We start from the raw sequence: 26,420 nt of genomic DNA, 5'->3' as shown, positions 1-26,420 counted from the left end.
TGGGACTTGGTATTAGCCCCGTTTGCGTTTTGTGCGCGCTGTCGTCACGGTGGTGGCATGAGACATTCCGTCACGCTCCGCGCTTCGCTTCGTTCCGCTGCCGTGCTTGCGCTGCTGGCGCTGGGGGCTTGCGTTTCGCCCACGTCAAGCGAGCGCGCTTCGGCCGACGCTTCGGCCATCACCGACGCGCAAGGGGCGTTCATGGCCACGCTCGCCCGCCATTGTGGCAAGGCCTATGCGGGCCGCCTTGTCTCCAGCGATGCTGCCGATGCCGATATGGCGGGCCGCGCGATGGTGGTGCATTTCCGGACATGTTCGCCCACCCGCATGGCGATCCCGTTCCATGTCCAGAACACCGATGGCACGTGGGACCGGTCACGCACCTGGCTGATTACCCGCAACGGTACCGGCCTGACGCTCAAGCACGATCATCGCCATGCGGATGGCTCCGCCGATGTGGTCACGATGTATGGCGGGGATACGGCGGGCAGCGGCAGCGCGGGCGCGCAGGACTTTCCGGTGGATGCGGAAAGCATCGCGCTGTTCCGCGACAATGGCCTGACTGCGTCGGTCACCAATGTGTGGCGGGTGGAGGTGGATGCGACCACCTATGCCTATCAGCTCAGCCGCGAAGGGCGCTTGTTCCGGGTGGCGTTCGATCTGACCCAGCCCGTGACGCCGCCGCCCGCGCCGTGGGGGTGGTAGAAGCGCGCAGCCTAATTGCGCACGATATCCTCGACAAACACCGCCGCAGTCACGCCCAACTGGCTGGCGCGCATGACATTATGGGCGCGGCGGCCATCGGGTGACAGGGTGAGTTCCTGGCGCACTTTGAAGCTGCCTTTGACCGGGAACTCCAGCACCAGCTGGTTGCCATCGACATGGCCCGTCACCGGCCCGATCGCGCTGGACAGCGTGCCCTCGTACATCCCCGGCGCGGTTTCGGTGAGGCGCCACTGGCGTTTGCGCGGGGGCTTGTCCCCTTCATGCACCACCTGATCGAGCACCATCACCCGGCGCGGCGGCGCGGCCCAACTGGACTCGCGAAAACCTTCAGTCACGATTGTGCCGTGGCTTTCCACCCGCACCGGGACCGGATCGGTGAAGGCCTTGGTCAGCACCCCTTCCCCGCGGCTGGTGCCGAGGAAGAAGGTGAAGGGATCGAACTGCGGTGCCTCGGCCCGGGCGATGGGCGCAGGCGCTTCGGGCGCGGTGATGCATCCGGTCAGTAGCAGAGCGGGCACGGCGAGCGCCGCCGCGCCCGCCCGCGCCAAGGCCTTGCGCAGGTCAGTCATGCTCACGGTCGCCTGGGCCCACATAGAGCTGTTTGCCGGCTTCGCGGTACTTGGCGCTCATCTGAGCCATGCCCTTGAGCGCGGCCTGACGGCTGGCCTCGGCGGTGTCAGCGCCCAGCTTTTCCGAGGCGAGGAAGGTTTCGGGGCTGGCGTTCTGCTTGGCGGCAAAGTCGCGCACGTCCTGGCTGATCTGCATCGAGCAGAACTTGGGCCCGCACATGGAGCAGAAATGCGCGGACTTCGCGCCTTCCGCCGGCAGCGTCTGATCGTGATATTGCTCGGCGGTTTCGGGGTCCAAGCTGAGGTTGAACTGGTCGCGCCAGCGGAATTCGAAGCGGGCTTTGGAGAGCGCATTGTCGCGCACCTGCGAGGCGGGGTGGCATTTTGCCAAGTCCGCCGCGTGGGCCGCCAGCTTGTAGGTGATCACGCCGACCTTCACGTCGTCCCGGTCGGGCAGGCCCAGATGCTCCTTGGGCGTGACGTAACACAGCATCGCACAGCCATACCACCCGATCTGCGCCGCGCCGATGCCGCTGGTGATGTGGTCGTAACCCGGCGCGATGTCGGTGACGAGCGGCCCGAGCGTGTAGAACGGGGCCTCGCCGCAGACCTGCAGCTGCTTTTCCATATTCTCCTTGATCTTGTGCATCGGCACGTGGCCCGGCCCTTCGATCATCACCTGCACATCGCGCGCCCAGGCACGATGAGTGAGCTCGCCCAGCGTGTAGAGCTCGGAGAATTGCGCTTCGTCATTGGCATCGGCGATGCTGCCGGGGCGCAGACCATCGCCGAGGCTATAGGCGATGTCATACGCCTTCATGATCTCCGTGATCTCGTCGAAATGCTCGTAGAGGAAGCTTTCCTTGTGATGGGCAAGGCACCATTTCGCCATGATGCTGCCGCCGCGTGACACGATCCCGGTGACGCGCTTGGCCGCCATCGGGACATAGGCGAGCCGCACGCCGGCGTGGATGGTGAAGTAATCCACGCCCTGTTCGGCCTGTTCGATCAGCGTGTCGCGGAAGATGTCCCACGTCAGCTCCTCGGCCACGCCGCCAACTTTTTCGAGCGCCTGATACAGCGGCACGGTGCCGACCGGGACGGCAGAGTTGCGGATGATCCATTCGCGGGTGTCGTGAATGTTGCGGCCCGTGGACAAATCCATGATCGTGTCCGCACCCCAGCGGGTCGCCCACACCATCTTGTCGACTTCGGTGGCGACATTCGATGCCACGGCAGAGTTGCCGATATTGGCGTTGATCTTGACGAGGAAATTGCGCCCGATCGCCATCGGTTCGCTTTCGGGGTGGTTGATGTTGTTAGGGATGATCGCGCGCCCGCGAGCAATTTCATCGCGCACGAATTCCGGCGTAATGATCGTGGGGATTGTCGCGCCCCAGCTTTCGCCGTCGCGCACCATGTCGGCAGCGATTTCGCGGCCCAGGTTCTCGCGTTCCGCCACATATTCCATTTCCGGCGTGATGATGCCGGCCCGCGCATAGTGCATCTGGCTGACGTTCATGCCGGCTTTGGCACGCAAGGGGCGCTTGACCGGATTGGGAAATTGCGGGACGCCGCCTGAACGATCGGGGCCAAGTTGTCCGTTGTCCTCAGGCTTGATCTCGCGGCCTTCGTAAGCCTCGACATCGCCGCGGGCCATGATCCAGTCACGGCGCAGCTGAGGCAGGCCGGCGTTGATGTCGATATGGGCATCGGGGTCAGTGTAGGGGCCGGAGGTGTCATAGACGCGCACGCTCGGCTCGCCGCCCTCAAGATCAATCTCGCGCATGGCGACGCGGATGCCGGAGCCGGTGCGCGCACCGACATGGATCTTGCGGCTGCCCCGGATTGGCCCGGTGGTGACGCCGATTTCGACGGGGCTATTGATGTCGGCCATGTTACGCTCTCTCCTCAAGGCGGAAAGCGAGCGGGGTTTTGGCGCGACGACCAGCCCACTCCCTCCGCCGATGCTAATCGGTTCAGGTTCAACGGGTCGGGCGATGCTAACCGCCCCTCTCAGCGCGAGCGCGCTCCCCGGGGATTGCGCTTTATTAGAGGCTGTTTGCGGCCATGTCGAGGCGATTGCAGGCGCATCAAGCGAAACTTTCCAGTATGGAAACTTATCACTTTCCGAATCGGAAAAAGATGACTATCTCACTTTCCATCATGGAAACTGACGAGCAGCCGCGCCCGGCCAACCGTCCCCTGAAAGGAGCATAGCGTGACCGATATCGACGAAGCCCGCGCCGCGATGGCCGAAATTCGCGCCACCGAGCAGCGCCTTGCGCAGCGGATGGTATGGCCCTTCTGGCGGCATCTGGCTGTGGGCCTTGCCATGGGCGCGCTGATGGTCAGCCAGACGCTGGACAGCGGATTATCGGTTGTCGCCAGCTTTGGAGTGGTTCTGTTTGCGCTTTACCTCAAGAACCACGACAGGAAGCGTTACGGGATGTTCGTCAGCGGCTGGACGCCGGGCCGGACCCTGTGGGTCTCCTTTCTTTTTCTCGCCCTCGCGGTGGCTGCGTGCCTCTATGTACGGCTGGGCATGTCCGAGCCGCAGCGCGAACAGCCGGTGTTCTGGATCCTGCTGGCGGCGGTGATCATAGGCGCCACCGCGCTCAGCTACTTATGGCAAGGGTTCTACGGCCGCGACCTACGGGGCGAAACGCTATGACGGGCGAAATCGACACGGTCCTGCACGCGCCCGCCCGGCTCCAGATTGCGGCTGTGCTGGCGCAGGTCGAGGACGTGGAATTCGCGACCTTGCGCGACATCACGCAGGTCAGCGATTCAGTGCTGTCCAAACACCTCTCGGCCCTTGCAGAGGCGGGCTATGTCACCTTGCGCAAGGCCGCTCAGGATGGGCGGCAGCGGACCTGGGCGGCGTTCACTCCCAAGGGAGCCAAGGCTTTCCGGGCACATATGGCCGCGCTGCAGGCATTGGTCGACAGCGCGCAGGCGGCGATTGGCTAAGCTTTGCGCAGGACGGCCGGTCCCAGCCATGAAGGCATGAAGGACAGCGTGTCACGCCTCACTCGATCACCCGCCCCCGCACCATCACGAAATCGACCTGCTCCAGCACGCTGACATCGGCCAGCGGATTGCCGTCCACCGCGATGATGTCCGCCGAGTAACCTGGGGCGAGCTTGCCGATCTGGTTTTCCATGCCGAGCACCTTCGCCGCGGCAGTGGTGGCGCTGGCAAGGACTTCGCGGTCGGTCATGCCCTGCTTCTTCATCAAGGCCAGTTCTTCGGCATTGCGGCCATGCTGATACACGCCCGCATCTGTGCCAAAGACAACCGTCACGCCGAATTGGCGAGCGCGGCTTACCAATGAGGCCATCAACGGCTGCACGGCGCGGATCTTGTTTTCGACCACGGGGGTGTAGATGCCTTTGCCCAACCCTTCGGATACGCCCTCCAGCGCCATCAGGGTCGGCACCAGCACCGTGCCATTGGCCTTCATCGCGCGGGCCGCAGCTTCATCAAGATAGGTGCCATGCTCGATCGAATCGATCCCGGCTTCGGCGGCCTGCTGGATGCCGCGTGCGCCGTGGGCGTGGGCCATGACTTTCAGGCCGAGCGAATGGGCGGTGTCGGCAATCGCCTTCATTTCCTCGGGGGTGAAATGCGCTTCAAGGCCGCGGCCCTGCTGGCTCAGCACGCCGCCGGTCGCGGTGATCTTGATCACGTCCGCGCCGTTCTGGCTGGCGAGCCGCACTTTGCTCGCACATTCCACCGCGCCGGTGCAGGTAAAGCCGCTGTCGAGCAGTTCGTTGACTTCGGGCCGGAACCCGTTGACGTCGGCGTGCCCACCGATGATCGCCAGCGCCGGGCCGGCGGCCAGGATACGCGGGCCGGGCACCATGCCTTCCGCCGTGCCGCGCCGCAGCGCAAAGGCGGTGTCGCGCCCGCTGCCCGCTTCGCGTACGGTGGTGAACCCGGCCAGCGCGGTCAGGCGCGCATTCTTGGCGCCCACGACCACGCCCCATTCGTCGGCCTCAGTCGCTTCCTTCCAAAAGTCGCCGCCCGGATCGCCGGTCAGGTGGGTGTGGAGGTCGATCAGGCCGGGCAGCACGGTCTTGGTCTTGAGGTCGATCTCGCGGTCAGCGGTTACACCGTCTGCGAGCGGGCCGTGACCCGGCGTGATCGAGACGATCGTGCCATCAGTGACAAGGATCGTGGCCGCGCCCGTGGGATCGGCGGCGGCGTCGGTCAGCACACTGCCCGCGCGGATCGCCACGGTTTCGGCGGCGAGCGGCGTGGCCACCAGCGTCGTTCCGGCCAGCATCGTCCCGGCCAGGGCCAACCCTGCGATAATCCTGTTGCGCACTGCCTGCATGATCGTGTCTCCCCTTGCCATACGGTAACTCGGCCCCCTGATGGCGCGAGTGTATCGGCAAGGCAAGCGGGTCGGGACGAATCGCGGACCGGGGCATAGACACGCCTCGCCTGCCCTACGTCAGCACAGCATCAGAAGGTGTAAGCCAGCCCCGCGCCGACGATGAACTGGTCGGCATCGCCGCGCAGCCGGGTGTAAGGCGTGTTGGCGCTATCACCGATCAGGCGGGAATAGCCGCCGACACCGGTCAGGCTCCACCCACCATTCAAGGGGTTGCGGTCAAGATCATAGGCGAGGATCGCGACCGTGCCGATCCGATTCAATCCGCCATCAGCCCGGAATCCCGCAAGTCCCGTGGCCGCCGCCTGCGCGGATCCGACGGAGAAATAGTAATCGGCAAAATTATTGTCGACGACTTCAGCACTGACCTGTGCCTGCAAGGTGATCGCCTTGCCGACCAGCGCGCGGTAACCGATTTGCGGTTCGATGATCATGCCTTCATGCGCGCCCAGCACATCCCAGCGCGCCTGCACGCCAACGCTGACCTGATCGAACGGCTTGAACACGCCCGGAAAACTGACCGCGACATTGCCGCCAACTTCCAGCGCCGCATCCAGCTTGCCCGCGCGGGCCACCACTTCGTCACGGATGCGGTTGTTGCGATCATTGCGGAAGCGGAAGGCAGGGCCAAAGCTGAGCCGCGGGCCCTTGCGCGGCACAAGGCCGGGCTTGCCGGGGTTCAGGTCGAGCACGAAGCCGGGGCCATTGGGGCTGATCCCCACTCCGCCCAACCGGCCTACAATCAGGGGCAAGGGGAACGCTATGTAATCATCCGACCCGGCATAGCTTGGTACCATGCCGACACCGATGCCGATCGTGGCCCACGTCTCATCAAACACCGGCTTGCTGAATGTGAAAGGCGGAGCACCGGCAGGCGAGGTTTGCGCCGCAGACTGCACCGATACTGCGACCGTTTCGGTATCGGTGTCGGTAGCGGCTGCGGCCACGCGTGTCTCGGTCGTTGCCTCGCCTTCGGAGGCAAAAGCTGGGCCGGCGCAGAAAGTGGCACACCAAAGTGCAACGCCAGCAGGGCCGATAGAGAAACGATGCTTCACGGGTGCGATCCTTGGCAAGGGGGTTTGGGGACAGAAACCCGGCTCCGCTCTATTGTTTCCGCGTTATGTTGCAACATGCAATTTGCGAAGGTCTAGCGTGCGAGCGATTGCCGTATGCCGCGCCCTCGCGTAGGGCATAACGAGATGGTCGATTCACCGCAAACCAATGACACGCCAAACACGGCCCCTCATGACGTTATCATCGTCGGCGGCGGGCTTGCTGGCGGATTGATTGCACTCGCGCTGCATCGTCATGCCCCTGATTGCCGTTTTGTCGTGATTGAGGCCGGGCGCAGCTTGGGCGGGCACCACCGCTGGAGCTGGTTCGAGACCGACATTCGCCCCAAGGCGCGTGGATTGATGGCAGGCTTCGATCTCAATGGCTGGGATGAAGGCTATGACATCACCTTCCCCAGCCTGGGCCGTACGTTGCCGACCGCCTATCGCTCGCTAGCCAGCGCTGAATTCCATACCAAGCTTATGGCCGAACTGCCGGCTGACCGCGTGATGCTGCACACCAAGGCCGCAGCGCTCGACGCCAGCGGCGTGACCTTGGCCAACGGCACGCGTCTTGCCGCGCAGCGTGTGATTGATTGCCGTCCGTTCAAGGCATCGGCAGCGCTGTCGGGCGGCTGGCAGGTGTTTCTTGGCCAGCAATTCCGGTGCGAGACGCCGCACGGCCTCACGCGGCCCATCATCATGGACGCCAGCGTCGACCAGCTCGCCCCGCACGGCAACGGCGCGGCTTACCGGTTTGTCTATGTCCTGCCGCTGTCACCCACCGATGTGTTCATCGAAGACACCTATTATGCCGATCAGCCCAAGATGGATGCCGATGTGCTGAAGGGCCGGGTGGCCGAATATGCGCATCGCAACGGCTGGAAGGGCGAAATTGTCGATTCCGAGGCAGGCATCCTACCCGTGATTTCAGGCGGAGATTTCAATGCCGCGCTGGCCGAAGTCGCGATCCCCGGCGTCGCGCTGGCGGGCGCACGCGGCGGCTTTTCGCATCCGCTGACCAGCTACACCTTGCCCTTCGCGGTGGATAATGCGCTGGCGATTGCACACCTTATCGCCAGCCGTCCGGCGCTGACCGGCGCGGAACTGGCGGCCTTTTGTCAGCGCCGGTCCAAGCGCCACTGGAGGGCCACCGCCTATTACCGGATGCTCAGCCGGATGCTGTTCGAGGCCGCGGAACCGGCCAAGCGGGTGGTGGTGTTCGAGCATTTCTATGCCTTGCGCGGCGCGCTGGTCGAACGGTTCTACGCGGGCCGATCAACTTGGTCTGATCGCCTGCGCATCCTCACAGGCAAGCCGCCCGTAGCTGTTCCGCGTGCTATCCGTGCGCTATTTTCCTCCGGGAAACCCCTGGACACCAAGCCTTACAACATGGAGACCCCGGCATGAACGCCGATGCAAAGCTCAACCTTTCGGGTGCAACCACGGGCAAGGGTGTGAACCCGATCCTTGCCGAACGCTATGCGGGCAAGACCGCCTGCGTGATCGGTTCGGGCTTTGGCGGCATGGCGCTCGCACTGCGGCTGCAGTCCGCGGGGATTACCACTACCGTGATCGAAAGCCGCGACAAGCCGGGCGGGCGCGCCTATTTCTGGGAACGCGATGGCTTCACCTTCGATGGCGGCCCGACCGTGATCACCGATCCGCCCTGCCTTGAGGAATTGTGGCAACTGACCGGCCACGACATCGCCGAAGATGTCGAACTGATGAAGGTCATGCCGTTCTATCGCCTCAACTGGCCCGATGGCACTAACTTTGAATATTCGAACGACGAAGACGAACTCAACGCCGAAATCGCCAAGCTGAACCCGGCGGATGTGGCAGGCTATGCCCGCTTCCTCGAATATTCGGCGCGGGTGTATGAGGAAGGCTATCTCAAGCTAGGCACCAAGCCGTTCCTCGATTTCAAATCGATGCTGAAGGCTGCCCCGGCCTTGATCAAGGAGCAGGCCTGGCGCTCGGTCTATTCGATGGTATCGAGCTACATCGAACACCCCAAGCTGCGTGAAGCCTTCAGCTTCCATTCGCTGCTGGTGGGCGGCAACCCGATGAACACCTCATCGATCTATGCCTTGATCCACAAGCTGGAGAAAGATGGCGGTGTCTGGTGGGCGCGCGGCGGCACCAATCGCCTGATCGCCGGCATGGTGCGCCATTTCGAGCGGCTCGGCGGCACGATGCGGGTCGGCGATCCGGTGGTGCAGGTCCACACGCTGGGTACCAAGGCCACCGAAGTCGAAACCAAGAGCGGGTTTCGCCAACGCTTTGACGCCGTGGCATCCAACGCCGACATCATGCATTCCTACAAGGATCTGCTGTCCGGTTCAGAGCGCGGCAAGAAGATGGCCAAGAGCCTGAACCGCAAGAGCTACTCGCCTTCGCTGTTCGTGGTGCACTTTGGTCTGGAAGGCACCTGGCCCGGTATTCCGCACCACATGATCCTGTTTGCCAAGCGGTATAAGGGTCTGCTCGACGACATCTACAAGAACGGCGTGGTGCCGGAAGATTTCGCGATCTATCTCCACCATCCCACCGTGACCGATCCGAGCATGGCGCCTGCGGGCAAGAGCACGTTCTACGCGCTCGTCCCCGTCAGCCACATGGGCAAGATGCCGCTCGATTGGGACGAAGTCGGGCCGAAGCTGGAAAAGATGATCCTCGATGAACTCGGGCGTCGCCTGATCCCCGACATCCACGACCGGATCGTCACCAAGTTCAGCTACGCGCCGAAGGACTTCAAGCAGGACTTGAACGCCCACATGGGCAGCGCCTTTAGCCTTGAGCCGGTCTTGTGGCAAAGCGCCTACCTGCGCGGCCACAACCGCGATGACGTGATCGACAATTACTACCTCGTCGGCGCTGGCACCCATCCGGGCGCGGGTATTCCCGGTGTCGTCGGCAGCGCGAAGGCAACCGCCGGTCTGATGCTGGAGGATCTGGCGGTCAAGGTGAACGCATGATCGGTGCGCTGCTGGCGCTGGCCGCTTCGGCGGCGGCGCTGGGCCCCTCGCCGCTAGCTGCCGGAAGCCATCAGGCAACATGGAAACCTGTTGCGATCGACGATGCCGGCGAAGGTTGGATCGACTCGGCATGGCATGACAGCGGCGCGGTGGACGGCCGCCCGGTGGCGCTGGTGATGATGCGCATGAACCTGACCGACAGCGACGGCGCGCCGATGGTGTTTGATGCGATCATGGCGGTGGATTGCGCGGCGCAAACGATCGGAATGAAAGAATCCTGGTTGTTCCAGTCACGCTATGGTGACCAGTTCCGGCCTGCCATGACGAAGGTGACAATGGACTTCAACGATACACCGCTCTCGCAGGGCGATCTTGCCATTCTGGCCCATGCCTGCGCCGAGGCAGAGCCGACGAAATGAAACGTCTCGCCGTCTATTGCGGTTCGGCTTCGCCCGAAGATCCGCGCTATATCCAACTGGCCTACGATGTCGGCGCACAGTTGGCCGGGCGCAGAATCGGCGTTGTCTATGGCGGGGGCAAGCTGGGTCTGATGGGCGCGGTGGCGAAGGGCGCCAAGGACGCCGGCGGTGAAGTCATCGGCATTATCCCTGAACATCTGGTCAAGGCCGAAGTCGCCAATCACGATTGCGATGAACTCCTCACGGTCAGCGGGATGCACGAGCGCAAGCAACGTTTTACCGATCTGTCGGACGGCTTTGTCACCATCCCCGGCGGGGTGGGCACGATGGACGAGCTGTGGGAAGCGATGAGCTGGTCGCAGCTGGGCTATCACTCCAAGCCTGTGGGCCTGCTCAACGCGTTTGGCTTTTATGACGATCTGCTCGCCTTCAACGCGAAGATGGCCGCGGTAGGTTTCGTGCGGCCCGCGCATCAGAACATCCTGATCGCAGCGACCTCGATCAACGAACTGCTCGCCAAGATGGCCGATTATCAGCCGCACAGACCGATCTTCCACATGAAGGCTGAGGAACTCTAGGTTCGCACAATGGCGGTTGATGCCACCACCCGCGCCGCGCTGGTCGAACATGCGCGGCTTTCGATCAAGCGCGGATCGCAGAGCTTTTCGGCGGCTGCCCGCCTGTTCGACAAGCAGACGCGCGAGCGGGCTTGGTTGCTTTACGCATGGTGCCGCCGCGCAGATGACATTGCCGACAATCAGGACATGGGCGGGGAACTGGGTGACCAGACCGATCTGGCCGAGCGCCTCGCCCGCATCCGCCGCCTGACCGCGCTGGCGTTTGCGCAGCAGCCGACCGGCGATCCGGCGTTTGACGCGCTGGGCGTGGTGGCTCACGAAGTGGGTCTGACCCCGCAGATGGCCGAGGACGTGATCGCCGGGTTCCAGCTCGACGCCGAAGACTGGCGCCCGCGTACCGAAGCCGACATGCTGCGCTATTGCTATCACGTGGCCGGCGCGGTCGGCGTGATGATGGCGGTGGTAATGGGCGTTTCGCCGGACGATAAGGAAACGCTGGACCGTGCCAATGATCTGGGGCTGGCCTTCCAGCTTTCCAACATCGCCCGCGATATTGTCGAGGATGACGCGGCGGGGCGGTGCTATCTTCCCGAAATCTGGCTGGTCGAGCAGGATATCGAGCCGGGCCAGCACACCAAGCCGCACCACCGCAAGGAACTCGCCGCGATGACCGCGCGGCTGGTGGCGCTGGTGGAAAAGCACGAAGCCGCAGCGCGAGTGGGCGCGGCCAAGTTGCCGTTCCGCAGCCGCTGGGCGGTGCTGTCCGCGGCGCGCATTTACGGCGCGATCGGGCGCAAGGTGCGCAAGCGCGGTCCAGAGGCATGGGCGACCCGCACTTACGTGCCGCGGGCCGAGAAGGCGCTGTATGGCGTGCGCGCGTTTCTTTCGGCGGTGATCAACCGTGAGAAGATGCCGCAAGGCGGGATCGACTGGGGCATCGTGGATTACCGGCCGAGCTAACCCCCATCCATTCATGCTGAGCTTGTCGAAGCACTGGTTTTCTGGGCTTGCGCGCTTGATCAAAAAGGAAGGGCAGCCCTTCGACAAGCTCTGGGCGAACGGTTTTCTTTTGGGGAAAGCTGGACTACTCCCCTCCCATGATCACCAAACTCCTCATCGCCAATCGCGGCGAGATCGCCTGCCGCATTATCCGCACTGCGCGAAGCATGGGGATCGCGACCGTCGCGGTCTATTCCGATGCCGATGCCAAGGCGCTGCACGTGCGCCAAGCGGACGAGGCAGTGCATATCGGCCCCTCGCCCGCTGCTGAGTCGTATCTGGTGGGCGCGAAGATTATTGCGGCGGCCAAGCAGACGGGGGCTGATGCGATCCATCCGGGCTACGGCTTCCTCTCCGAGAATGCCGATTTTGCGCAAGACGTGCTGGACGCAGGCCTCATCTGGGTCGGCCCCAAGCCCGCCAGCATCCGCGCGATGGGCCTGAAGGATGCAGCCAAGGCGCGCATGATCGAGGCGGGCGTGCCGGTGACGCCGGGCTATCTCGGCGCGGACCAGTCGCTCGAACGCCTCACCGCCGAGGCCGAAGCGATCGGCTACCCGGTCCTCATCAAGGCTGTCGCGGGCGGCGGCGGCAAGGGGATGCGCAAGGTCGATGCGCCGGAAGATTTCGCCGCGATGCTGGAAAGCTGCCGCCGCGAGGCCAAGGCCAGCTTTGGCAATGATGATGTGCTGCTGGAAAAGTGGATCACTGCGCCCCGCCATATCGAGGTGCAGGTGTTCGGCGATACCCACGGCAATGTCGTCCACCTGTTCGAACGCGACTGCTCGCTCCAGCGCCGCCACCAGAAGGTGATCGAAGAAGCCCCCGCCCCCCGCATGGACGCGGCCACCCGCGAAGCAATCTGCGCCGCTGCCGTGCGCGCGGCACAAGCGGTGAATTACGAGGGCGCGGGCACGATCGAATTCATCGCCGATGCCAGCGAAGGCCTGCGCAGTACCCACATCTTCTTCATGGAGATGAACACCCGGCTTCAGGTCGAGCATCCCGTCACCGAGGAAATCACCGGGGTCGATCTGGTCGAATGGCAGTTGCGGGTCGCGAGCGGGGAGCCGCTGCCCCTCGCCCAAGAGGAGCTGTCGATCAACGGCCATGCCATCGAGGCGCGGCTTTATGCGGAGGACCCTGCGAAGGGGTTTCTGCCGAGCATTGGTCGGCTCGAAATGTTCTCGATCGACGATGGCCACAGCCGGATCGAGACCGGTGTTGAACAGGGCGACGAGATTTCGCCTCACTATGATCCGATGATCGCCAAGCTGGTGGTTCACGCAGATGACCGCGAAGCGGCGATCTGGCGGATGGAGGACTGCCTCGAAGAACTGCTGGTCTATCCGGTCAAGACCAATGCGCCGTTCCTGCTGCGGGCGCTGACGTCGGATGAATTTGAAGGGGGCCTGCTCGATACCGGGTTAATTGCGCGGCACCCGCACTGGGCCGAGGCGGTTGAACTTTCGCCTGCCGCGATCGATCAGGCGGCCTTGCCGTTTCTTCGGCGTGGGAGCGATCCCGCTGGTCTTGCCCCGACCGGGTTTCGATTAAACGCGACCCCGCGCACGGCCGTGGCAATGATGCATGGCAGCAATGTCGTGATGGGCGATCCTGCGCGTCCGTTCGATGGCGTGCTGCAATATGATGATGGCGCAACGGTGTGGGTCAACGAAGCGGCCGAGACCTTCGCATTGCGCCCGTTCGCCGCACGCGGCACCGGCCAAGCCTCCGCCGCAGACGGCGCGATCATCGCGCCGATGCCGGGGAAGGTCATCGCGGTCGATGTCAGCGAAGGCCAGACCGTCACCAGCGGGCAGCGGCTCATGGTGCTCGAAGCGATGAAGATGGAACACGCGCTGGCCGCGCCGTTCGACGGGGTGGTCGAAGGGCTGTCAGTCACAGCGGGCGGGCAGGTGCAGGTTGACACAGTCCTGTGCCGGGTGGTGCCTGCTAGCGAATAACCACCTCGTCACCCTGAACTTGTTTCAGGGTCCATTTCGCCCCATGCACCATGGCGCGAAGCCGAAGGATGGATGCTGAAACAAGTTCAGCATGACGGGAGTGGGCGTTGAGCTGGCAGAAAGAACTCGAAGAACTGCGCGCCCGCGAGGCGCTGGCCGAACAGATGGGCGGCGCGGACAAGGTTGCGCGCCAGCATGGGCGCGGCAAGATGGACGCCCGCGCGCGGCTTGCGGCATTGTGCGACGAAGGCTCCTTCCGCGAGATCGGCAAGATCGCGGGCTCGGCGAAGTATGACGCCAACGGCGATTTACAAAGCGTCACCCCCGCCCCGTTCCTGTTCGGCAAAGCGCTGATCAATGGTCGCCCGGTCGTGGCCACCGCCGACGACTTTACCATTCGCGGCGGCGCGGCGGATGCAGGCATCGCGCGCAAGATGGTGCAGGCCGAGATGATGGCGCACCAGCTGCGGCTCCCGATCATCCGCATGATCGACGGGACGGGCGGCGGCGGCAGCGTCAAGACGCTCGAACAGATCGGCGCAACCTATATCCCGGCGGTGCCCGGCTGGGGCGATGTGGTGACCAACCTCGATACCGTGCCGGTGGTGGCGCTGGCGCTGGGGCCGACGGCGGGCCTCGGCGCAGCACGCACCGTGGCCAGCCACTATTCGATCATGGTCAAAGGCCTCAGCCAGATCTTCGCTGCCGGCCCCGCTGTGGTCGATGGCTTGGGCGAGGCTTACAAAGGCGGTGCGGCCAATCACGAGGAGGCCAAGGAAGCGCTCGGCGGCAGCGCGATCCACACCCGCAACGGCGTGGTCGATGACGAGGTTGCCAGCGAGGCCGAAGCCTTCGCCCGCGCGCGGCATTTCCTCAGCTTCATGCCCGAATATGTCGGCCAGCCCGCGCGTCGTTCGGCCTGCGATGATCCGGCAGATCGCCGCGAGGAGGCGTTGCTGAGCCTCGTCCCGCGTGACCCCAAGCAGGTCTATTCCATGCGCCGCTGCATGGAGATGCTGTTCGACACCGGCACCATGTTCGAAATCGGCAAGCACTGGGGCCGCGCCGCGATCACTGCCTTTGCGCGGCTCGATGGCTGGCCGGTGTGTGTGGTGGCGAGCGATCCGAGCTATCTGGGCGGATCATGGGAAGCCAAAACAGCTGAGAAGGTCGAACGCTTCGTCCGCCTCGCCGACCAGTTCCGCCTGCCGATCGTGCATCTGGTGGACAACCCCGGCTTCATGATCGGACGCGAGGCGGAAATGGCCGGCACGATCCGATACGGGGTCAATGCCATGAATGCGATCTACCGCGCCACCGTGCCGCTCGCCAGCATCGTGCTGCGCCGCGCCTATGGCATTGCGGGCAGCGCGATGAGCAACGCCGACCGCTACCAGTACCGCTATTGCTGGCCGAGCGGCGATTGGGGAAGCCTTCCAATCGCGGGGGGCTTGGAAGTCGCTTACAAGGCCGAATTGGAGGCCGCCGATGATCCCGCTGCGCTGCTGGAGGAGATCCACGACCGGCTGGGACGCGTAATACCAAGTCCCATTGATCAGAACCCATGCGCCCATTGGCGCATGCCGATGGACATGATGCGCCAGGGCTGATCGACGAGCTTGTTCCAAGCGAAGCAGCAATGGTCGACGATGTCGTCGTAGGATGAGAAGATGCGGTTGGAGAGCCAGTTGTCGCGCATGAACTGCCAGACGTTTTCGACGGGGTTGAGCTCCGGGCACCTGGGCGGCAGCGGCATGAGAGTGATGTTGGCGGGCACGACCAGTTCCGCCGAGCCATGCCATCCGGCCTGATCGAGGATCAAGACGGCATGCGCCCCCGGCGCGACGTGGAAGGCGATCTCTTCGAGGTGCATGCTCATGGCCTCGCTGTTGCAACGGGGCATGACGATGCCAGCACCCTTGCCCTCGGCGGGACAGATGGCCCCGAAGATCCAGGCTGAGGCCCGGCGCTGGTCTTTGGGCGCACAGGGCCGGGTTCCGCGCTTGGCCCAGCGGCGGGTGAGCTTGGTCTGTTGGCCTATGCGCGCCTCATCTTGCCACCACAGTTCTATCGCGGTGCCGTGCGGCAAGGATAGTCGGATTTTTGCCAACTGGCCTGCGAAGTTTTTTTAAAATCGGCAATGTCATCCGCTTTCTGGCCACGATGACGAGGGCGGGCCGAGAGCTTGCGGAAGCCCAGCGCGCGCATCTCACGGCTCAGCGTCTGTTTGGTAATCGACAGGCCAAACTCATCCCACACCCACTGCGCCAGATCGATGAGACGCCAGCGGACAACCCCGTGCGCCGCAGGAATCGGGCCTGCTTCAACTTGCTGCGCAAGAGCGCGGCGCTGCTCATCGCTCAGAATCGAGACTTTGCCGGGGGCCTTGCGTGACATCAGCCCGTCCGGGCCATCAGCATTGAAGCGGATCACCCAATCCCGCACGACCTGCAGCGTCACGCCAGCCGCTTTGGCCGCTTCGCTCCGGCTGCTGCCGTCCAGGATCAAGCCCAACGCCAACAACCGCCGTACCTGATCCGGATCGTCACATCGTCGGGAAAATCGGCTCAAATCCCGCGAAGTGAAATCTGATCGAACACCAATCGCCGTCGCCATCGCAAGCCTCCTCGTGCTTGCTCCGGTGAATCAGAAAATCAGCGCCTTGGAAATCCCCCATGAGTCAGCCTCATCGGGATTTGGTATAACATCACCGTTTCGCTCGGCCGAACGCTTCAATGTCGAAGACATCATCGACCCGCGCGACACGCGCCCGTTGCTGTGTGAATTTGCAGGCCTTGCGTGGCGGCGGTTAGAGAGCGACGGCTGACCGCTACTCGAACACCTTCGCGGCTCTTTGTCCCTCGGCCATGTCGGGCGACGACGCCCCGAACAGCTTGCCCTTTTCGCTGAACAGCACCAGCAGCAGACAGGCAAGCCCGCTTGCCAGCAGCGCCAGCGCTAACGGACGGGCCGTGCCATCAAACGCATAACCGATGCCAGCGCCCAGAACTGCGGCCATTGTCATGCGCACAAAGCCGTGCGCCGAACTGGCCGCGCCCGCGATAGTGAAGAACGGGTTCATCGCAATCGCGCCGAAATTGCTGCCGATAAAGCCCAGCAGCGCCATGTTGATCGCCATCATCGGCACGAACAGCCACAGGCTGTCATTGTCACGAAACGCGAAAACCACCTGCAACGATGCCACCGCGATAAAGGCAAACAGGGCCGTGTGGCTCACCCGGCGCGCGCCGAACCGTTCGACAATGCGTGAATTTGACCAACTGGCAATCGCCATGGAGCCGGCGCAGATGCCGAAGATCTGCGGGAAGATGTCGCCTGCGCCAAAGGTTTCGGAAATCAATTGCTGCGAGGAATTGATGAAACCGAACAGCGCACCAAACACCAATGCGCTGCCAAAAACGTAACCCACCACGCTGGTCATGCTCAACGCGGTTCCCATGTTGGCCGCGATGGCGCGAATTTCGATCTTCTGGCGATTTTCGGGCGACAGGCTTTCGGGCAGGCGGAAATACACCCACGCGCCGATCACCACGCCTTGGATTGCCATGGCGGCAAAAATCGCGCGCCAATCCGCCACCAGCAGAATCAATTCCCCAAGGGTGGGCGCAATCGCAGGCACCATCAGGAAAATCACGAAGATCAGGCTCATCATGCGGGCCATTTTGTCACCGCCGACGCGGTCACGGATAATGGCAGGCGGCAGCGCGATGATCGCCGCGCCAAAAAACCCCTGCATCGCACGGATCGTGATCAATTCGGCAAACGTGCCGGCCAGCGCACTTGCCAGCGACAGCGCGATATAGGCTGCAATCGAGGCCAGCAGGATCGGGCGACGGCCAAACCGGTCGGCCAGCGCGCCGGGCACCAGTGCGCCGATGCCCGATGCCAGCAGATAGGCGCCAATCACGAATTGCCGGTCATTGCCCTCGACCGACAGCGCGACGGCAAGCCGATCAAGCGCCGGCAGGATTGCGTCAATGCCAAACGCCTGCAACGCCATCAACATCGCCATCATCCAGATAAGCTCACGCTCACCCAGCGGCTTGTGCGCCGCATCAGCGGGAGATGATGCCTGGGTCGCCATACCGCCCCCCTTGCCCAATGGCGCACCGCTTGCACAGACTTCTTTTCGCATGTGCAGAAAAGTGATGGAAACCGCAAAGGTTCCGCCCCCGTGGTTTCGTGCAGGCGTGCGCGCCGCTATTGAGGCACTATGGTTTCGCGCAGCTTGGACGAGGATGACGAAAACGTCAGCGGGCACGGCAGCGGGCTCAGCGGCTTGCGCAAGATCATCCATGTCGACATGGATGCCTTCTTCGCCAGCGTGGAACAGCGCGACGACCCATCGCTCAAGGGCAAGCCGGTGGCGGTGGGCGGCGCGGGCGGGCGCGGCGTGGTGGCCGCCGCCAGCTACGAAGCGCGGGTGTTCGGCGTGCGCAGCGCCATGCCGTCGGTCACCGCCAGCCGGTTGTGCCCCGATCTCATCTTCGTGCGCCCGCGCTTTGATGCCTACAAGGAAGCCAGCCGCCAGATCCGCCGTGTGTTCGAACATTACACGCCGATCATCGAGCCGCTGAGCCTGGATGAAGCTTATCTCGATGTGACCGAAGACCGCCTCGGATTTGGCAGCGCAACGCGCATCGCCACCCTGATCCGGCAGGAAATCCGCGCCAAGACGCGGCTGACCGCCAGCGCAGGTGTGAGCTACAACAAGTTCCTCGCCAAGCTCGCCAGCGATCAGAACAAGCCCGATGGGCTGTGCGTGATCCGCCCGGGCGAAGGTGCGGCTTTCGTCGCGGGCCTGCCGATCCGGCGTTTCCACGGGGTCGGCCCCAAGGCGGAGGCCAAGATGCAGGCGCTCGGCATCGCCACCGGCGCGGATCTGGCGGGCAAGGACATCGCGTTTTTGCGCAGCGCCTTCGGCAACATGGCCGATTACCTGTACCGCGCCGCCCGCGGCATTGATCTGCGCCCTGTATCCGCGCACAGGGTGCGCAAGTCGGTGGGCGGGGAGCGGACCTTTTCGGACGATATCGGCAGCGGCGCGGCCTTGCGCGATACGCTGGAGACGATCATCGACATTGTCTGGGACCGGATTGAAACAGCGGGGGCACGGGGGCGCACGGTCACGCTGAAACTGAAGTTCACTGATTTTCAGATCATTACGCGCAGCACGTCGCTGTCTGATTACGTCAGCGGCAAGGCGCAGTTTGCAGGCGTGTCACGCGCACTGCTGGAGGCCGAACTGCCGTTGCGCGGGCCGATCCGCCTGATGGGGCTGACGCTGGGAAATCTGGAAGGCGCGCAAATGGAAAAGCCCGCCCGCGATACGGCGCAGCTGTCGCTGCTCTAGCTTTTATCCCGTTCCCCGCGCCCGCCACGCCGCAATCCGCGTTCGGGTGGTGCGTCCCAGAGGTTCAGGCAGCGAATGCGACGGGAAGAATCGCGCCTCCAGCACTTCGCGCCGATCGGGCTGTGGTCGATGATCACACACAGCGGCAAACACGTGGGCGGTGTGGGGCGATCCGGACAGCACTTCTTCAAGAATGCCGATCGGCTCAATCCGGGCGAGTTCCACGCCCAATTCTTCGCGCACTTCACGCCGGGCCGCGGCCTCCGGATCTTCACCGCGAGCAAGGCCGCCGCCCGGCAGGCTCCAGACATCGGCACCGTAAGAATGTTTCAGCAGCAGGACATCGCCGGTCAGATTGGTGATCACCACGCTGACCCCCGCAATCGGTGTTTTGCGCCAACGCCGCCAGCGATGCCGCACCCGATGCGCGATTGGCATGAGGGCGCGGTGCAGCGCGGCAGGGAGCAGGTTTGCCATCAGGTGAAGACAGTCACCGGGATGCCGCGCGCCTGCGCGGTGCGCAGCAGGCGTGCCACGGGAAGGTCGTTCTCGCCCGCGAGCGCCGCTTCGAACACGGGGCGCTTGTCCGCCGCGCCGCCCAGCGTGAACAGGACTTCGCCCGTCGCCGCAAGCGCGGGGATGGTCAGCGTGATCCGGTCAAACGGCGCGTGTGGGGGAAGCGGATCGGGGGTCAGGCGGCGGATCGCCTGGGTGTCATCAGCTTTGGGATCGGTGTTAGGAAACAGCGAAGCAATGTGCCCGTCCGGCCCCATGCCAAGCCATGTCAGGGCAAAGCGCGGCGGCACCGCACCTTCGCTGAGCGCCATGATCCGCGCGCCCGCAGGCTCCAGCAAGGCGCGCATTTTTCCGGTGTTGGACGCCTCATGCGCCTCGGGCACGATCCGGTCGTCATTGAGCCAGACCTGCCGCCGATGCCAATCGACAGAGCCGCCATCAATCAGCGCACGCATGATCGGAAACGGCGTCGAACCGCCGGGGACGGTGATGGCACTCTCCGCCGCATCTGTCCCGTTCAGCCGCGACGACAGCCATTCCGCAATCGCGGCGTTATCTGCGCCGTCAACAATCGTCACACTTTTCATAGTCGCAGCATAGCAAACGGGCCGCCCCCGGCAAAGGGGACGGCCCGTTTGTGAACCGCTAATGCAGTCGTATTAGCCCAGGATTGAGGACAGGAACCACACGCGCTCTTCCGCCATGTCGGTCCAATCATCCAGCAAGCCATCGGTGGCGTTGTCGCCTGCCTGTTCGGCAAGATCCTTCATCGCCTTGAGACGATCAATAACCTTCTGGTTATCGTCCCGCAGTTCGGTGACCATGTCATCAGGCGAAAGCGATGTGCTGTCCTGATCCTTGATCTTGGTGTGCTTGGCGATTGAGCCAATCGAGGTCAGCGTTTCGCCGCCCTGCTTGCGCACGCGCTCACCGATCACGTCAATCTGGTCGCGGATTTCGATGGCGTGTTCGTCAAACAACAGGTGAAGATCGCGGAAGCGCGGGCCTTTCACATGCCAATGAAAGTTCTTGGTCTTGGTATAAAGCGCGAAGTGATCCGCGAGCAGGCCGTTGAGTTCGGCAATCAGCGCGGTCTTCGAATTGGTTTCGGTTTTAGCCATAGGGGGCTCCTGTACGATTATGGCGGCGCCAAAGCATCGGCGCCGCACCGGTGTTGGTAAGAATAAGCGCAAACTTGCGCGAATGTTTCATGATGGGCGCAATTTTCTTCACCCCATCAGCAATCAGTAGGCGGCGAAACGTGCGTTCAATCCGGCGAAGATGGCTATGAGCATCAGGCCCGCAGCCAGCGCCCACCGCACCGGGCGCAAGGGCCAACGGGCAAGGCCCGCAGCACCAGCCGACCAGCCGATCGCCACCGCCGCCGCGCCGCCCAGCGCTCCGCCGATGGCGGCGGTCACCGGCACCACCGTCCACGCGGCGAGCGCGAATACCGCAAAGCGCGCGCCGTCTCCCATCTGGCGGGCCAGCAAGACGATCGCGATGGCCCCCAGCGAACGGGTCGGCTCGCGCGGCGGCGTGATCCGCACCGGCAGCGCCAGTTCCACCGCCGCCACGCCCAACGCGAAGGCGACCAGCATCTGGGCGGCGCGGCGCGGTAACAGGGCGGCAAACTCGGCTCCCAACCACGCCATGGCGCCGGCGCTGAGGAACGCGCAGACCTCGGCGACCACCAGCAGCGCGGTGCTGCGATTCAGGCTGTCCGCCCACTGCGCCACCAACCCCTGATCGCGCCCGCCCATCGCCAGCGAAAAAACCAGCACAAATGCGAGCAGGAACCCGTCCACGCCTAAACGATCACGCCGCCCAAGGCCCCGTGATCGCCAGCGTTGCCGTCGGCCCATAGGCATTGACGAACAGCAACGCGCCATCGGGTGAGAAGCAGGCCCCGGCCAACTCGCACTGCGCGGTCAGACGCGCCAGGGTATAAGCCTCCCCTGCCGGGGTGATGCCGCGAATGTGGTTGTCGACCACGTCGGTATACTGGTCTTCACACACGATCAGGTGGCCGTTGGGGGCAACGGTCAGATTGTCGCCGTAATCGAACTGCGCCTTGTTTTCGCTTTCGAAGAACAGCTCGATCGTGTCGCCTGCCCCGGCAAGGCCCGGAGTGAGCTTGAGGATCTGGCCCAGATGCTGCGCCCCGCCGCTGGTGCAGCAGGCGAAAACGGCGTTGTCCCCCATGTGCAGGCCTTCACCGCGCGCAATCATTGTCGCCCCCTGCATCGCCGCGCGGAGGCGCAGATCATCCTTGGGCGCTTCGGGTTCGTCAAGATCGACCCAGGTGACAGGATAGCCTTTGCGCAGCGGCATCAGCCCGGTCGCCCAATTGCGCGAATCCGGCAGGCCTTCGATCACCATTGCCTGAAAGCGCCCGCCTCCGGCCAGCCTGCCCGGCACCTTGGGGACAAAGCGGTAGAGCACGCCATCGTCGCGGTCCTCGGTCATATAGACGATGCCGGTGGCCGGATCGACGGCGGCGGCTTCATGATTGAAGCGGCCCATTGCGGTCAGCGGCACGGGATCGACCAATCCGCGTGCGGATGCCGGGACTTCAAATACCCAGCCGTGGTCACGCTCCAACCCGTCGCCATAAGGCTGGCCGGGGCCGGTGGGCGCTTCCTCGCACGTGAGCCAGCTGCCCCACGGCGTTACACCACCCGAACAATTGCGGATCGTCCCACCAAGGCTGCGGAACTGGCGCTTGACGGTGAGGGTCGCGGCATCAAGCACGATGGTGGTGGTGCCGCCGGGCACAAACTCGCCATTGCGCTTGCCGAACCCCTTGGCGATTGGTCCGCCCGCATCGTGCTTGGGCTGAAGCTCGTGATTGCGCACCAGCGCGATCTCACCGTTACCAAGGTCGAAGCAGCCCATCCCGTCGGCCCGGTCAGGCACAGTGCCGCCATCATCCATCGCATCGCCCAGGCGCGAAATCACCCGGTAGGAAAAGCCCTCGGGCAGATCGAGAAAGCCCGCCGGATCGCGCACCAGCGTGCCGTAACCCGCAAAGCCGCCCGCTGCGGACCGCGAGGCGGCGCTCGCCGTGGCCGCGCCGCGTGTCATGCACCCGCTTGCCGTCAGCGCGGCAAAAGCGGAAGCGGTCGCGCCGAGAAACCGGCGGCGATTGGGTGCAAATGCAGGAGCCTTGTTCATGCCGCGCGGATTACAGGCCCGCCTTGTGTGCCGCAAGCACTTCGTCCCAGCGGAGGTAAGCGGAAGGTCTGCGTGCAAAGCGGATTGTTCCCGCCCGGCCCGGTTTGGTGCAAGGCCTTTGCGCGGGTCAGCAATGCGCCAGATCGCCATCGTAATTCAAATGCGGCAGATGAGGAGCTAGCGCCGGGCAAACGATCAGGATAGCGATCGTCAAAACACATCGAGGGAGAGAAGTGTCATGAAGATCGAACCCGGCATGGCCGCAGTGGTCACAGGCGGCGCAAGCGGGCTAGGCAAGGCGAGCGCCAAGGCCTTTGCCGATGCGGGCATGAAGGTCGCCATTTTCGACATCAATGATGACGCGGGCGAAGCGCACGCAAGGGATATTGGCGGCACCTTCAACCATGTCGACATCATGGACGAAGACTCGGTCGAGGCAGGGTTCGCCGCCGCCCGCGCCGCCCACGGGCAGGAGCGCGTGACGCTGCACTGCGCTATGGCATCGCGGCGCGGCAAGACGCTGGGGTGGGACAAGGAAACGGGGGCCTACAAGCGGCTCTCGACCGAAGATTACGCCTTCGGCGCGCAAGGCATTCTGGTCGCCAGCTACCGTATCGCCAGCATCTCCGCGCTGGGGATGGCCAATGCCGATGCGGTGAATGATGATGGCGAGCGTGGCTGCATTATCCTCACCGCCAGCGTGGCCGCGCAGGACGGACAGATCGGTCAGGTGATCTATGGCAGTTGCAAGGCCGGCGTGAATGGCCTCGTCCTGCCGATGGCGCGCGATCTGATGGACATGGGTATCCGGATCAATTCGGTGATGCCGGGCATTTTCGCCACCCCGCTGATGCTGGGGATGAAAGGCCGCAACCCGCCGATGTGGGCGCAGCTGAACGCCAGCGTCCCGTTCCCCAAGCGGCTTGGCGAGCCGGAGGAGTTTGCCTCACTGGTGCTGGAAATTTCGCGCAACAGCTACATCAACGGCCACCAGTTCCGGCTGGACGGGGCAATCCGGATGCCGCCGAGGTGATTTGCCATCAGGGTGCGGATTGATGAATAGAAATCTTCAAAGATATTAATATATGCTTATTTATATCTGTAATGATAAGTGAAATTGAATTTGTTTCTTCGGCGCAACAATGAAGCCGTAATGTGACAGCATCCAGAACATAATGAATTGTACGAAGCGCATCTGACGTTATGTCACATTCTTGCTGCGGATGAGGCTCGCTCGAAAGAAAAAGAAGCCAAAGTGCAGCACGCAGGCGGAACGGTCCCACCTCTCTTACAGGAGCGTTCCTTATGACAGTTCGTTTTGCTTGCGCCGCATCGGCGCTGACTTTGGCATCAGCCCTGTCGGCCCCGGCCTTTGCGCAGGGTCCGGACCTGGCCATTGACGCCGCCGCTACCACTGCGGTCGTCACAAAGACGGCCAATGCCGCCGAAGACGATGCCGGCCCATTTGATCTCACACTCGCTGCTGCTCCCGCAAGCCCGGGCATTGCCGTGGGTAATGGCGAAATCACCGTTTCGAGCGCGGCCATCGCCACCGCCGCCGCCGCCGCGGCGCAGGGCAGCGCAAACGGGGGTCGTTCAGACTCCTTTACCGTAACGCTCAATCAGGATTCGTTCTTCGGCTTCTATCCGGCATTCAACGGCCTGATCCCGGTCAGCGAGAGTGTTGATTTCAGCTTTTACGGCATCATCTGGACCACCGACGCCTTCGGCACGGCCCTGGGTTCTGACCTGTGGACCGAATTCGGCGTTGGCGCTGCGATCTACAGCGGCAATTTCGTCATCAAGCCGCAGGTCGGCCTCACCAACGGGTCGCTGCTGTCGGGCGGCGCACGTGACCCCAACGGCGTTCCGAACGGAACGGGCGGCAATTTCGCTGACGGCATCGTGCCGAGCCTCACCGTCAACTATTCTGACCCGACGTTCGAAGCGGAATATTACGGCGGCTATTACGCTGCGCTGCGCAACCGCAACGATGACGCCGCGCTCGACTTCCTGCACACCTGGATCAATGCAGGCTACAAATTCAGCGACAAAGTCTCAGCCGGCGCGCACTACGAATTGCTCAGCAACACCCGCAACACCTTCCCCGGTGGCGCGACTGCGCGCGCGTACCAGTGGCTTGGCCCTTACGTGCAGTTCAAGACCAGCAACGGCTTCTTCGCCCGCTTCACTGCCGGTGCCGACATCGAAAACGGCAACGACGGCGACTTCTACAAGCTGACCGCTGGCTTCACGTTCTGATAAGCTGACAGTTCGACACTACCGGACTCCACACCAACGGGGGCGTTGCGACCGAAATCGGGTCGCAGCGCCCCCTTTTGCCGCGAGGAACAGAAGCACAAGCAAACCACATATCTCCAGATTATTGAATCTTCATATATGCAAACTGTTGCAGCAAAGACACGCAATAAGATAATATGGCAGCCCATTTTCACATAAGCTTTGTGCGCGCATTGCGCTTGGATGATTATGATCGCGGCGTGATGGGGACCCGATCTATCGGACAATAATTCCTGCACGCCGCGCAGGTGGAACGATCCAAACCTCTCTATGGAGCGTTCCTTATGTCCATTCGTTTTGCCTCGGCCGCATCGGCCGTTGCCCTCATCGCCTGCTTTGCCACGCCTGCCTTTGCAGGCGATACGCAAGCCGCCTCCGCTGGCCCGGTTGACGACACTGAAACCGTTCTCCCCAGAAGCGAGCCGACTGCCGCCTCGCAGCGCGCCATCGCGCCGATCGATCTTGCCACCGCCACCGGCCAGGAAGATGCCGCATCCCCGATCACGGTTTCGGGTTCAGCCACGCTCACCAGCGACTACCGCTTCCGCGGTGTATCGCAGACCGATGAAGGCATGGCGGTGCAGGGCGGCTTCACCATCGGCCATAAAAGCGGCTTTTATGTCGGCACGTGGGGTTCCAACCTCGCCGGCTGGGGCACCTTTGGCGGCGCCAACATGGAACTGGATCTCTTCGCAGGCTACGCCATGCCGGTGGGTGAAGGCACGCTGGATGTCGGCCTGACCTGGTTCATGTATCCCAGCGGCGCGGATACCACCGACTTCGCTGAACTCTACGCCAAGCTTTCAGGCGATGTCGGCCCACTCGGACTGACAGCCACGGTTGCCTATGCGCCGCAGCAGGAAGCGCTGGGCAATGTCTTTCCCGTCGGTGGCGGCTTTGATCCGGGCGACAAGGAAGACAACCTCTATCTTGCGGGCGATGCGGTTTATGGCATCCCCGACACGCCGGTCAGCCTGAAAGCCCATATCGGCTATTCGGACGGCAACCCCGGCCTTGGCCCCAACGGCACCAGCATCGCGCCCACCGGCACCTATTTCGATTGGCTGATCGGCGCCGATATTTCGCCGCTTGATGGCCTGACGCTGTCAGTCGCCTATGTCGATACCGACATTAGCGAAGCCGAAGCCAGGCTTTACCGCCCCAACTTTGCCACGCTGGCGGGCAACTCCATCTCGGACGCCACAGTGGTGTTCTCGGTCACCGCCGCGTTCTGATCGTGCCCGCCTGACATAACGGCCTGACAGAAAGGCCTGACAAAAGGGGGCGCCCTGCCATGCGGCGGGGCGCCCCTTTACTTTGCCCGCCCCCTTGCCGATAGGTTGCACACGACAACCGGAA

Annotated in this window: 26 protein-coding genes and 1 riboswitch; of the genes, 15 read left to right on the top strand and 11 right to left on the bottom strand. The window is 63.4% G+C overall.

Translation table 11 applies throughout. The features are described from left to right. Positions 1–57 precede the first annotated feature (57 nt). Positions 58–705, top strand: coding sequence for a hypothetical protein (locus tag ACRANW_RS05545; RefSeq protein WP_479433535.1), 648 nt, complete (start codon positions 58–60; stop codon positions 703–705). 11 nt (positions 706–716) lie between these two features. On the opposite strand, the gene ACRANW_RS05540 is transcribed toward ACRANW_RS05545, so the two are convergent. Both ACRANW_RS05540 and thiC read right to left on the bottom strand, forming a co-directional pair. Continuing rightward, positions 717–1,295 (bottom strand): DUF3833 family protein, encoded by a 579-nt coding sequence (locus tag ACRANW_RS05540; protein ID WP_479433534.1) that lies wholly within the window; start codon positions 1,293–1,295, stop codon positions 717–719. Then, positions 1,288–3,192 carry a phosphomethylpyrimidine synthase ThiC gene (gene thiC / locus ACRANW_RS05535; RefSeq protein WP_479433533.1) on the bottom strand — a complete coding sequence of 635 codons (1,905 nt, stop codon included), beginning with the start codon at positions 3,190–3,192 and terminating at the stop codon, positions 1,288–1,290. Before thiC ends, ACRANW_RS05540 begins: the two co-directional genes overlap by 8 nt. 40 nt (positions 3,193–3,232) lie before the next feature. Continuing rightward, positions 3,233–3,342: riboswitch (TPP riboswitch) on the bottom strand. Positions 3,343–3,516: 174 nt separating this feature from the next. Here thiC and ACRANW_RS05530 point away from each other — a divergent pair. Beyond that, on the top strand, positions 3,517–3,969 hold the full coding sequence (locus ACRANW_RS05530; protein WP_479433532.1) for a hypothetical protein: 453 nt from the start codon (positions 3,517–3,519) through the stop codon (positions 3,967–3,969). Continuing rightward, positions 3,966–4,268: a transcriptional regulator gene (locus ACRANW_RS05525; RefSeq protein WP_479433531.1), complete on the top strand. Its 303-nt coding sequence runs from the start codon at positions 3,966–3,968 to the stop codon at positions 4,266–4,268. The genes ACRANW_RS05530 and ACRANW_RS05525 overlap by 4 nt, the downstream gene beginning before the upstream one ends. A gap of 58 nt (positions 4,269–4,326) precedes the next feature. Here ACRANW_RS05525 and ACRANW_RS05520 read toward each other — a convergent pair whose 3' ends face one another. After that, complete coding sequence (locus tag ACRANW_RS05520) at positions 4,327–5,637, bottom strand: metal-dependent hydrolase family protein (RefSeq protein ID WP_479433530.1); 1,311 nt, start codon at positions 5,635–5,637, stop codon at positions 4,327–4,329. A gap of 131 nt (positions 5,638–5,768) precedes the next feature. Then, positions 5,769–6,752 (bottom strand): MipA/OmpV family protein, encoded by a 984-nt coding sequence (locus ACRANW_RS05515; protein ID WP_479433529.1) that lies wholly within the window; start codon positions 6,750–6,752, stop codon positions 5,769–5,771. 144 nt (positions 6,753–6,896) lie between these two features. Between ACRANW_RS05515 and crtY the strand changes: the two genes are divergently transcribed. The 7 genes from crtY to ACRANW_RS05480 all read left to right on the top strand — a co-directional run bounded on the left by crtY (position 6,897) and on the right by ACRANW_RS05480 (position 15,303). Further along, positions 6,897–8,159 carry a lycopene beta-cyclase CrtY gene (crtY, locus tag ACRANW_RS05510; protein WP_479433528.1) on the top strand — a complete coding sequence of 421 codons (1,263 nt, stop codon included), beginning with the start codon at positions 6,897–6,899 and terminating at the stop codon, positions 8,157–8,159. Next, the gene (locus ACRANW_RS05505; RefSeq protein WP_479433527.1) at positions 8,156–9,730 is read left to right on the top strand and encodes a phytoene desaturase; all 1,575 of its coding nucleotides are present in this window, start codon (positions 8,156–8,158) and stop codon (positions 9,728–9,730) included. Before crtY ends, ACRANW_RS05505 begins: the two co-directional genes overlap by 4 nt. Then, complete coding sequence (locus ACRANW_RS05500; RefSeq protein ID WP_479433526.1) at positions 9,727–10,149, top strand: hypothetical protein; 423 nt, start codon at positions 9,727–9,729, stop codon at positions 10,147–10,149. Before ACRANW_RS05505 ends, ACRANW_RS05500 begins: the two co-directional genes overlap by 4 nt. Beyond that, positions 10,146–10,727, top strand: a complete 582-nt coding sequence (locus ACRANW_RS05495) for an LOG family protein (protein ID WP_479433525.1) — start codon at positions 10,146–10,148, stop codon at positions 10,725–10,727. Before ACRANW_RS05500 ends, ACRANW_RS05495 begins: the two co-directional genes overlap by 4 nt. 9 nt (positions 10,728–10,736) lie before the next feature. After that, the gene (locus ACRANW_RS05490; protein ID WP_479433524.1) at positions 10,737–11,687 is read left to right on the top strand and encodes a phytoene/squalene synthase family protein; all 951 of its coding nucleotides are present in this window, start codon (positions 10,737–10,739) and stop codon (positions 11,685–11,687) included. Between the two features lie 137 nt (positions 11,688–11,824). Further along, positions 11,825–13,693, top strand: coding sequence for an acetyl/propionyl/methylcrotonyl-CoA carboxylase subunit alpha (locus ACRANW_RS05485; protein ID WP_479433523.1), 1,869 nt, complete (start codon positions 11,825–11,827; stop codon positions 13,691–13,693). Positions 13,694–13,800: 107 nt separating this feature from the next. Beyond that, entirely contained in the window at positions 13,801–15,303 is a 1,503-nt protein-coding gene (locus ACRANW_RS05480) for an acyl-CoA carboxylase subunit beta (protein WP_479433522.1), read from the top strand. Here ACRANW_RS05480 and ACRANW_RS05475 read toward each other — a convergent pair. Further along, positions 15,249–16,309 (bottom strand): IS630 family transposase gene (locus tag ACRANW_RS05475; protein ID WP_479431320.1). Its coding sequence is split into 2 segments (ribosomal slippage): positions 15,249–15,817 and positions 15,817–16,309, totalling 1,062 coding nucleotides; the frame shifts between segments, so codons are not numbered across the junction. The genes ACRANW_RS05480 and ACRANW_RS05475 overlap by 55 nt on opposite strands. A 46-nt stretch (positions 16,310–16,355) precedes the next feature. Between ACRANW_RS05475 and ACRANW_RS05470 the strand changes: the two genes are divergently transcribed. Next, positions 16,356–16,520 carry a hypothetical protein gene (locus tag ACRANW_RS05470; protein ID WP_479434003.1) on the top strand — a complete coding sequence of 55 codons (165 nt, stop codon included), beginning with the start codon at positions 16,356–16,358 and terminating at the stop codon, positions 16,518–16,520. 3 nt (positions 16,521–16,523) lie between these two features. On the opposite strand, the gene ACRANW_RS05465 is transcribed toward ACRANW_RS05470, so the two are convergent. Continuing rightward, positions 16,524–17,798: a multidrug effflux MFS transporter gene (locus tag ACRANW_RS05465; RefSeq protein ID WP_479433521.1), complete on the bottom strand. Its 1,275-nt coding sequence runs from the start codon at positions 17,796–17,798 to the stop codon at positions 16,524–16,526. Positions 17,799–17,927: 129 nt separating this feature from the next. Here ACRANW_RS05465 and dinB point away from each other — a divergent pair, with 129 nt between their 5' ends. Next, positions 17,928–19,067 (top strand): DNA polymerase IV, encoded by a 1,140-nt coding sequence (dinB, locus tag ACRANW_RS05460; RefSeq protein WP_479433520.1) that lies wholly within the window; start codon positions 17,928–17,930, stop codon positions 19,065–19,067. A gap of 3 nt (positions 19,068–19,070) precedes the next feature. Here the strand turns inward: dinB and ACRANW_RS05455 are convergent, their stop codons facing one another. From ACRANW_RS05455 to ACRANW_RS05435, 5 genes are all read right to left on the bottom strand, one after another. Next, complete coding sequence (locus ACRANW_RS05455) at positions 19,071–19,544, bottom strand: NUDIX hydrolase (protein WP_479433519.1); 474 nt, start codon at positions 19,542–19,544, stop codon at positions 19,071–19,073. Continuing rightward, positions 19,544–20,170, bottom strand: coding sequence for a 6-phosphogluconolactonase (locus tag ACRANW_RS05450; protein WP_479433518.1), 627 nt, complete (start codon positions 20,168–20,170; stop codon positions 19,544–19,546). The genes ACRANW_RS05455 and ACRANW_RS05450 overlap by 1 nt, the downstream gene beginning before the upstream one ends. Before the next feature lie 72 nt (positions 20,171–20,242). Further along, on the bottom strand, positions 20,243–20,704 hold the full coding sequence (locus ACRANW_RS05445; RefSeq protein ID WP_479433517.1) for a Dps family protein: 462 nt from the start codon (positions 20,702–20,704) through the stop codon (positions 20,243–20,245). 123 nt (positions 20,705–20,827) lie between these two features. Further along, the gene (locus ACRANW_RS05440; protein WP_479433516.1) at positions 20,828–21,391 is read right to left on the bottom strand and encodes a hypothetical protein; all 564 of its coding nucleotides are present in this window, start codon (positions 21,389–21,391) and stop codon (positions 20,828–20,830) included. Positions 21,392–21,401: 10 nt separating this feature from the next. Beyond that, entirely contained in the window at positions 21,402–22,760 is a 1,359-nt protein-coding gene (locus tag ACRANW_RS05435) for an alkaline phosphatase PhoX (RefSeq protein ID WP_479433515.1), read from the bottom strand. A gap of 238 nt (positions 22,761–22,998) precedes the next feature. Between ACRANW_RS05435 and ACRANW_RS05430 the strand changes: the two genes are divergently transcribed. The 3 genes from ACRANW_RS05430 (at position 22,999) to ACRANW_RS05420 (ending at position 26,296) form a co-directional block, all read left to right on the top strand. Next, complete coding sequence (locus ACRANW_RS05430; RefSeq protein WP_479433514.1) at positions 22,999–23,793, top strand: SDR family oxidoreductase; 795 nt, start codon at positions 22,999–23,001, stop codon at positions 23,791–23,793. A gap of 272 nt (positions 23,794–24,065) precedes the next feature. Next, positions 24,066–25,022, top strand: a complete 957-nt coding sequence (locus ACRANW_RS05425; protein WP_479433513.1) for a DUF6733 family protein — start codon at positions 24,066–24,068, stop codon at positions 25,020–25,022. A gap of 323 nt (positions 25,023–25,345) precedes the next feature. Next, a complete protein-coding gene (locus ACRANW_RS05420) occupies positions 25,346–26,296 on the top strand; it encodes a TorF family putative porin (protein ID WP_479433512.1) in 951 nt (316 codons plus the stop codon). Positions 26,297–26,420 lie beyond the last annotated feature (124 nt).

The sequence above is a fragment of the Erythrobacter sp. 'gip.4 top 5' genome (assembly GCF_056495765.1).
This window is presented reverse-complemented; position numbering and strand designations above follow the sequence as displayed.

Excerpts from the sequence above, each read along its gene's own strand:
- ACRANW_RS05445 (WP_479433517.1), bottom strand. The coding sequence starts at position 20,704 with ATGGCTAAAACCGAAACCAATTCGAAGACCGCGCTGATTGCCGAACTC.
- ACRANW_RS05490 (WP_479433524.1), top strand. The coding sequence starts at position 10,737 with ATGGCGGTTGATGCCACCACCCGCGCCGCGCTGGTCGAACATGCGCGG.
- crtY (WP_479433528.1), top strand. The coding sequence starts at position 6,897 with ATGGTCGATTCACCGCAAACCAATGACACGCCAAACACGGCCCCTCAT.
- ACRANW_RS05420 (WP_479433512.1), top strand. The coding sequence starts at position 25,346 with ATGTCCATTCGTTTTGCCTCGGCCGCATCGGCCGTTGCCCTCATCGCC.
- ACRANW_RS05500 (WP_479433526.1), top strand. The coding sequence starts at position 9,727 with ATGATCGGTGCGCTGCTGGCGCTGGCCGCTTCGGCGGCGGCGCTGGGC.
- ACRANW_RS05520 (WP_479433530.1), bottom strand. The coding sequence starts at position 5,637 with ATGCAGGCAGTGCGCAACAGGATTATCGCAGGGTTGGCCCTGGCCGGG.
- ACRANW_RS05450 (WP_479433518.1), bottom strand. The coding sequence starts at position 20,170 with ATGAAAAGTGTGACGATTGTTGACGGCGCAGATAACGCCGCGATTGCG.
- ACRANW_RS05545 (WP_479433535.1), top strand. The coding sequence starts at position 58 with ATGAGACATTCCGTCACGCTCCGCGCTTCGCTTCGTTCCGCTGCCGTG.
- ACRANW_RS05540 (WP_479433534.1), bottom strand. The coding sequence starts at position 1,295 with ATGACTGACCTGCGCAAGGCCTTGGCGCGGGCGGGCGCGGCGGCGCTC.
- ACRANW_RS05505 (WP_479433527.1), top strand. The coding sequence starts at position 8,156 with ATGAACGCCGATGCAAAGCTCAACCTTTCGGGTGCAACCACGGGCAAG.
- ACRANW_RS05455 (WP_479433519.1), bottom strand. The coding sequence starts at position 19,544 with ATGGCAAACCTGCTCCCTGCCGCGCTGCACCGCGCCCTCATGCCAATC.
- ACRANW_RS05435 (WP_479433515.1), bottom strand. The coding sequence starts at position 22,760 with ATGAACAAGGCTCCTGCATTTGCACCCAATCGCCGCCGGTTTCTCGGC.
- ACRANW_RS05525 (WP_479433531.1), top strand. The coding sequence starts at position 3,966 with ATGACGGGCGAAATCGACACGGTCCTGCACGCGCCCGCCCGGCTCCAG.
- ACRANW_RS05495 (WP_479433525.1), top strand. The coding sequence starts at position 10,146 with ATGAAACGTCTCGCCGTCTATTGCGGTTCGGCTTCGCCCGAAGATCCG.
- ACRANW_RS05425 (WP_479433513.1), top strand. The coding sequence starts at position 24,066 with ATGACAGTTCGTTTTGCTTGCGCCGCATCGGCGCTGACTTTGGCATCA.
- dinB (WP_479433520.1), top strand. The coding sequence starts at position 17,928 with ATGGTTTCGCGCAGCTTGGACGAGGATGACGAAAACGTCAGCGGGCAC.
- thiC (WP_479433533.1), bottom strand. The coding sequence starts at position 3,192 with ATGGCCGACATCAATAGCCCCGTCGAAATCGGCGTCACCACCGGGCCA.
- ACRANW_RS05465 (WP_479433521.1), bottom strand. The coding sequence starts at position 17,798 with ATGGCGACCCAGGCATCATCTCCCGCTGATGCGGCGCACAAGCCGCTG.
- ACRANW_RS05430 (WP_479433514.1), top strand. The coding sequence starts at position 22,999 with ATGAAGATCGAACCCGGCATGGCCGCAGTGGTCACAGGCGGCGCAAGC.
- ACRANW_RS05485 (WP_479433523.1), top strand. The coding sequence starts at position 11,825 with ATGATCACCAAACTCCTCATCGCCAATCGCGGCGAGATCGCCTGCCGC.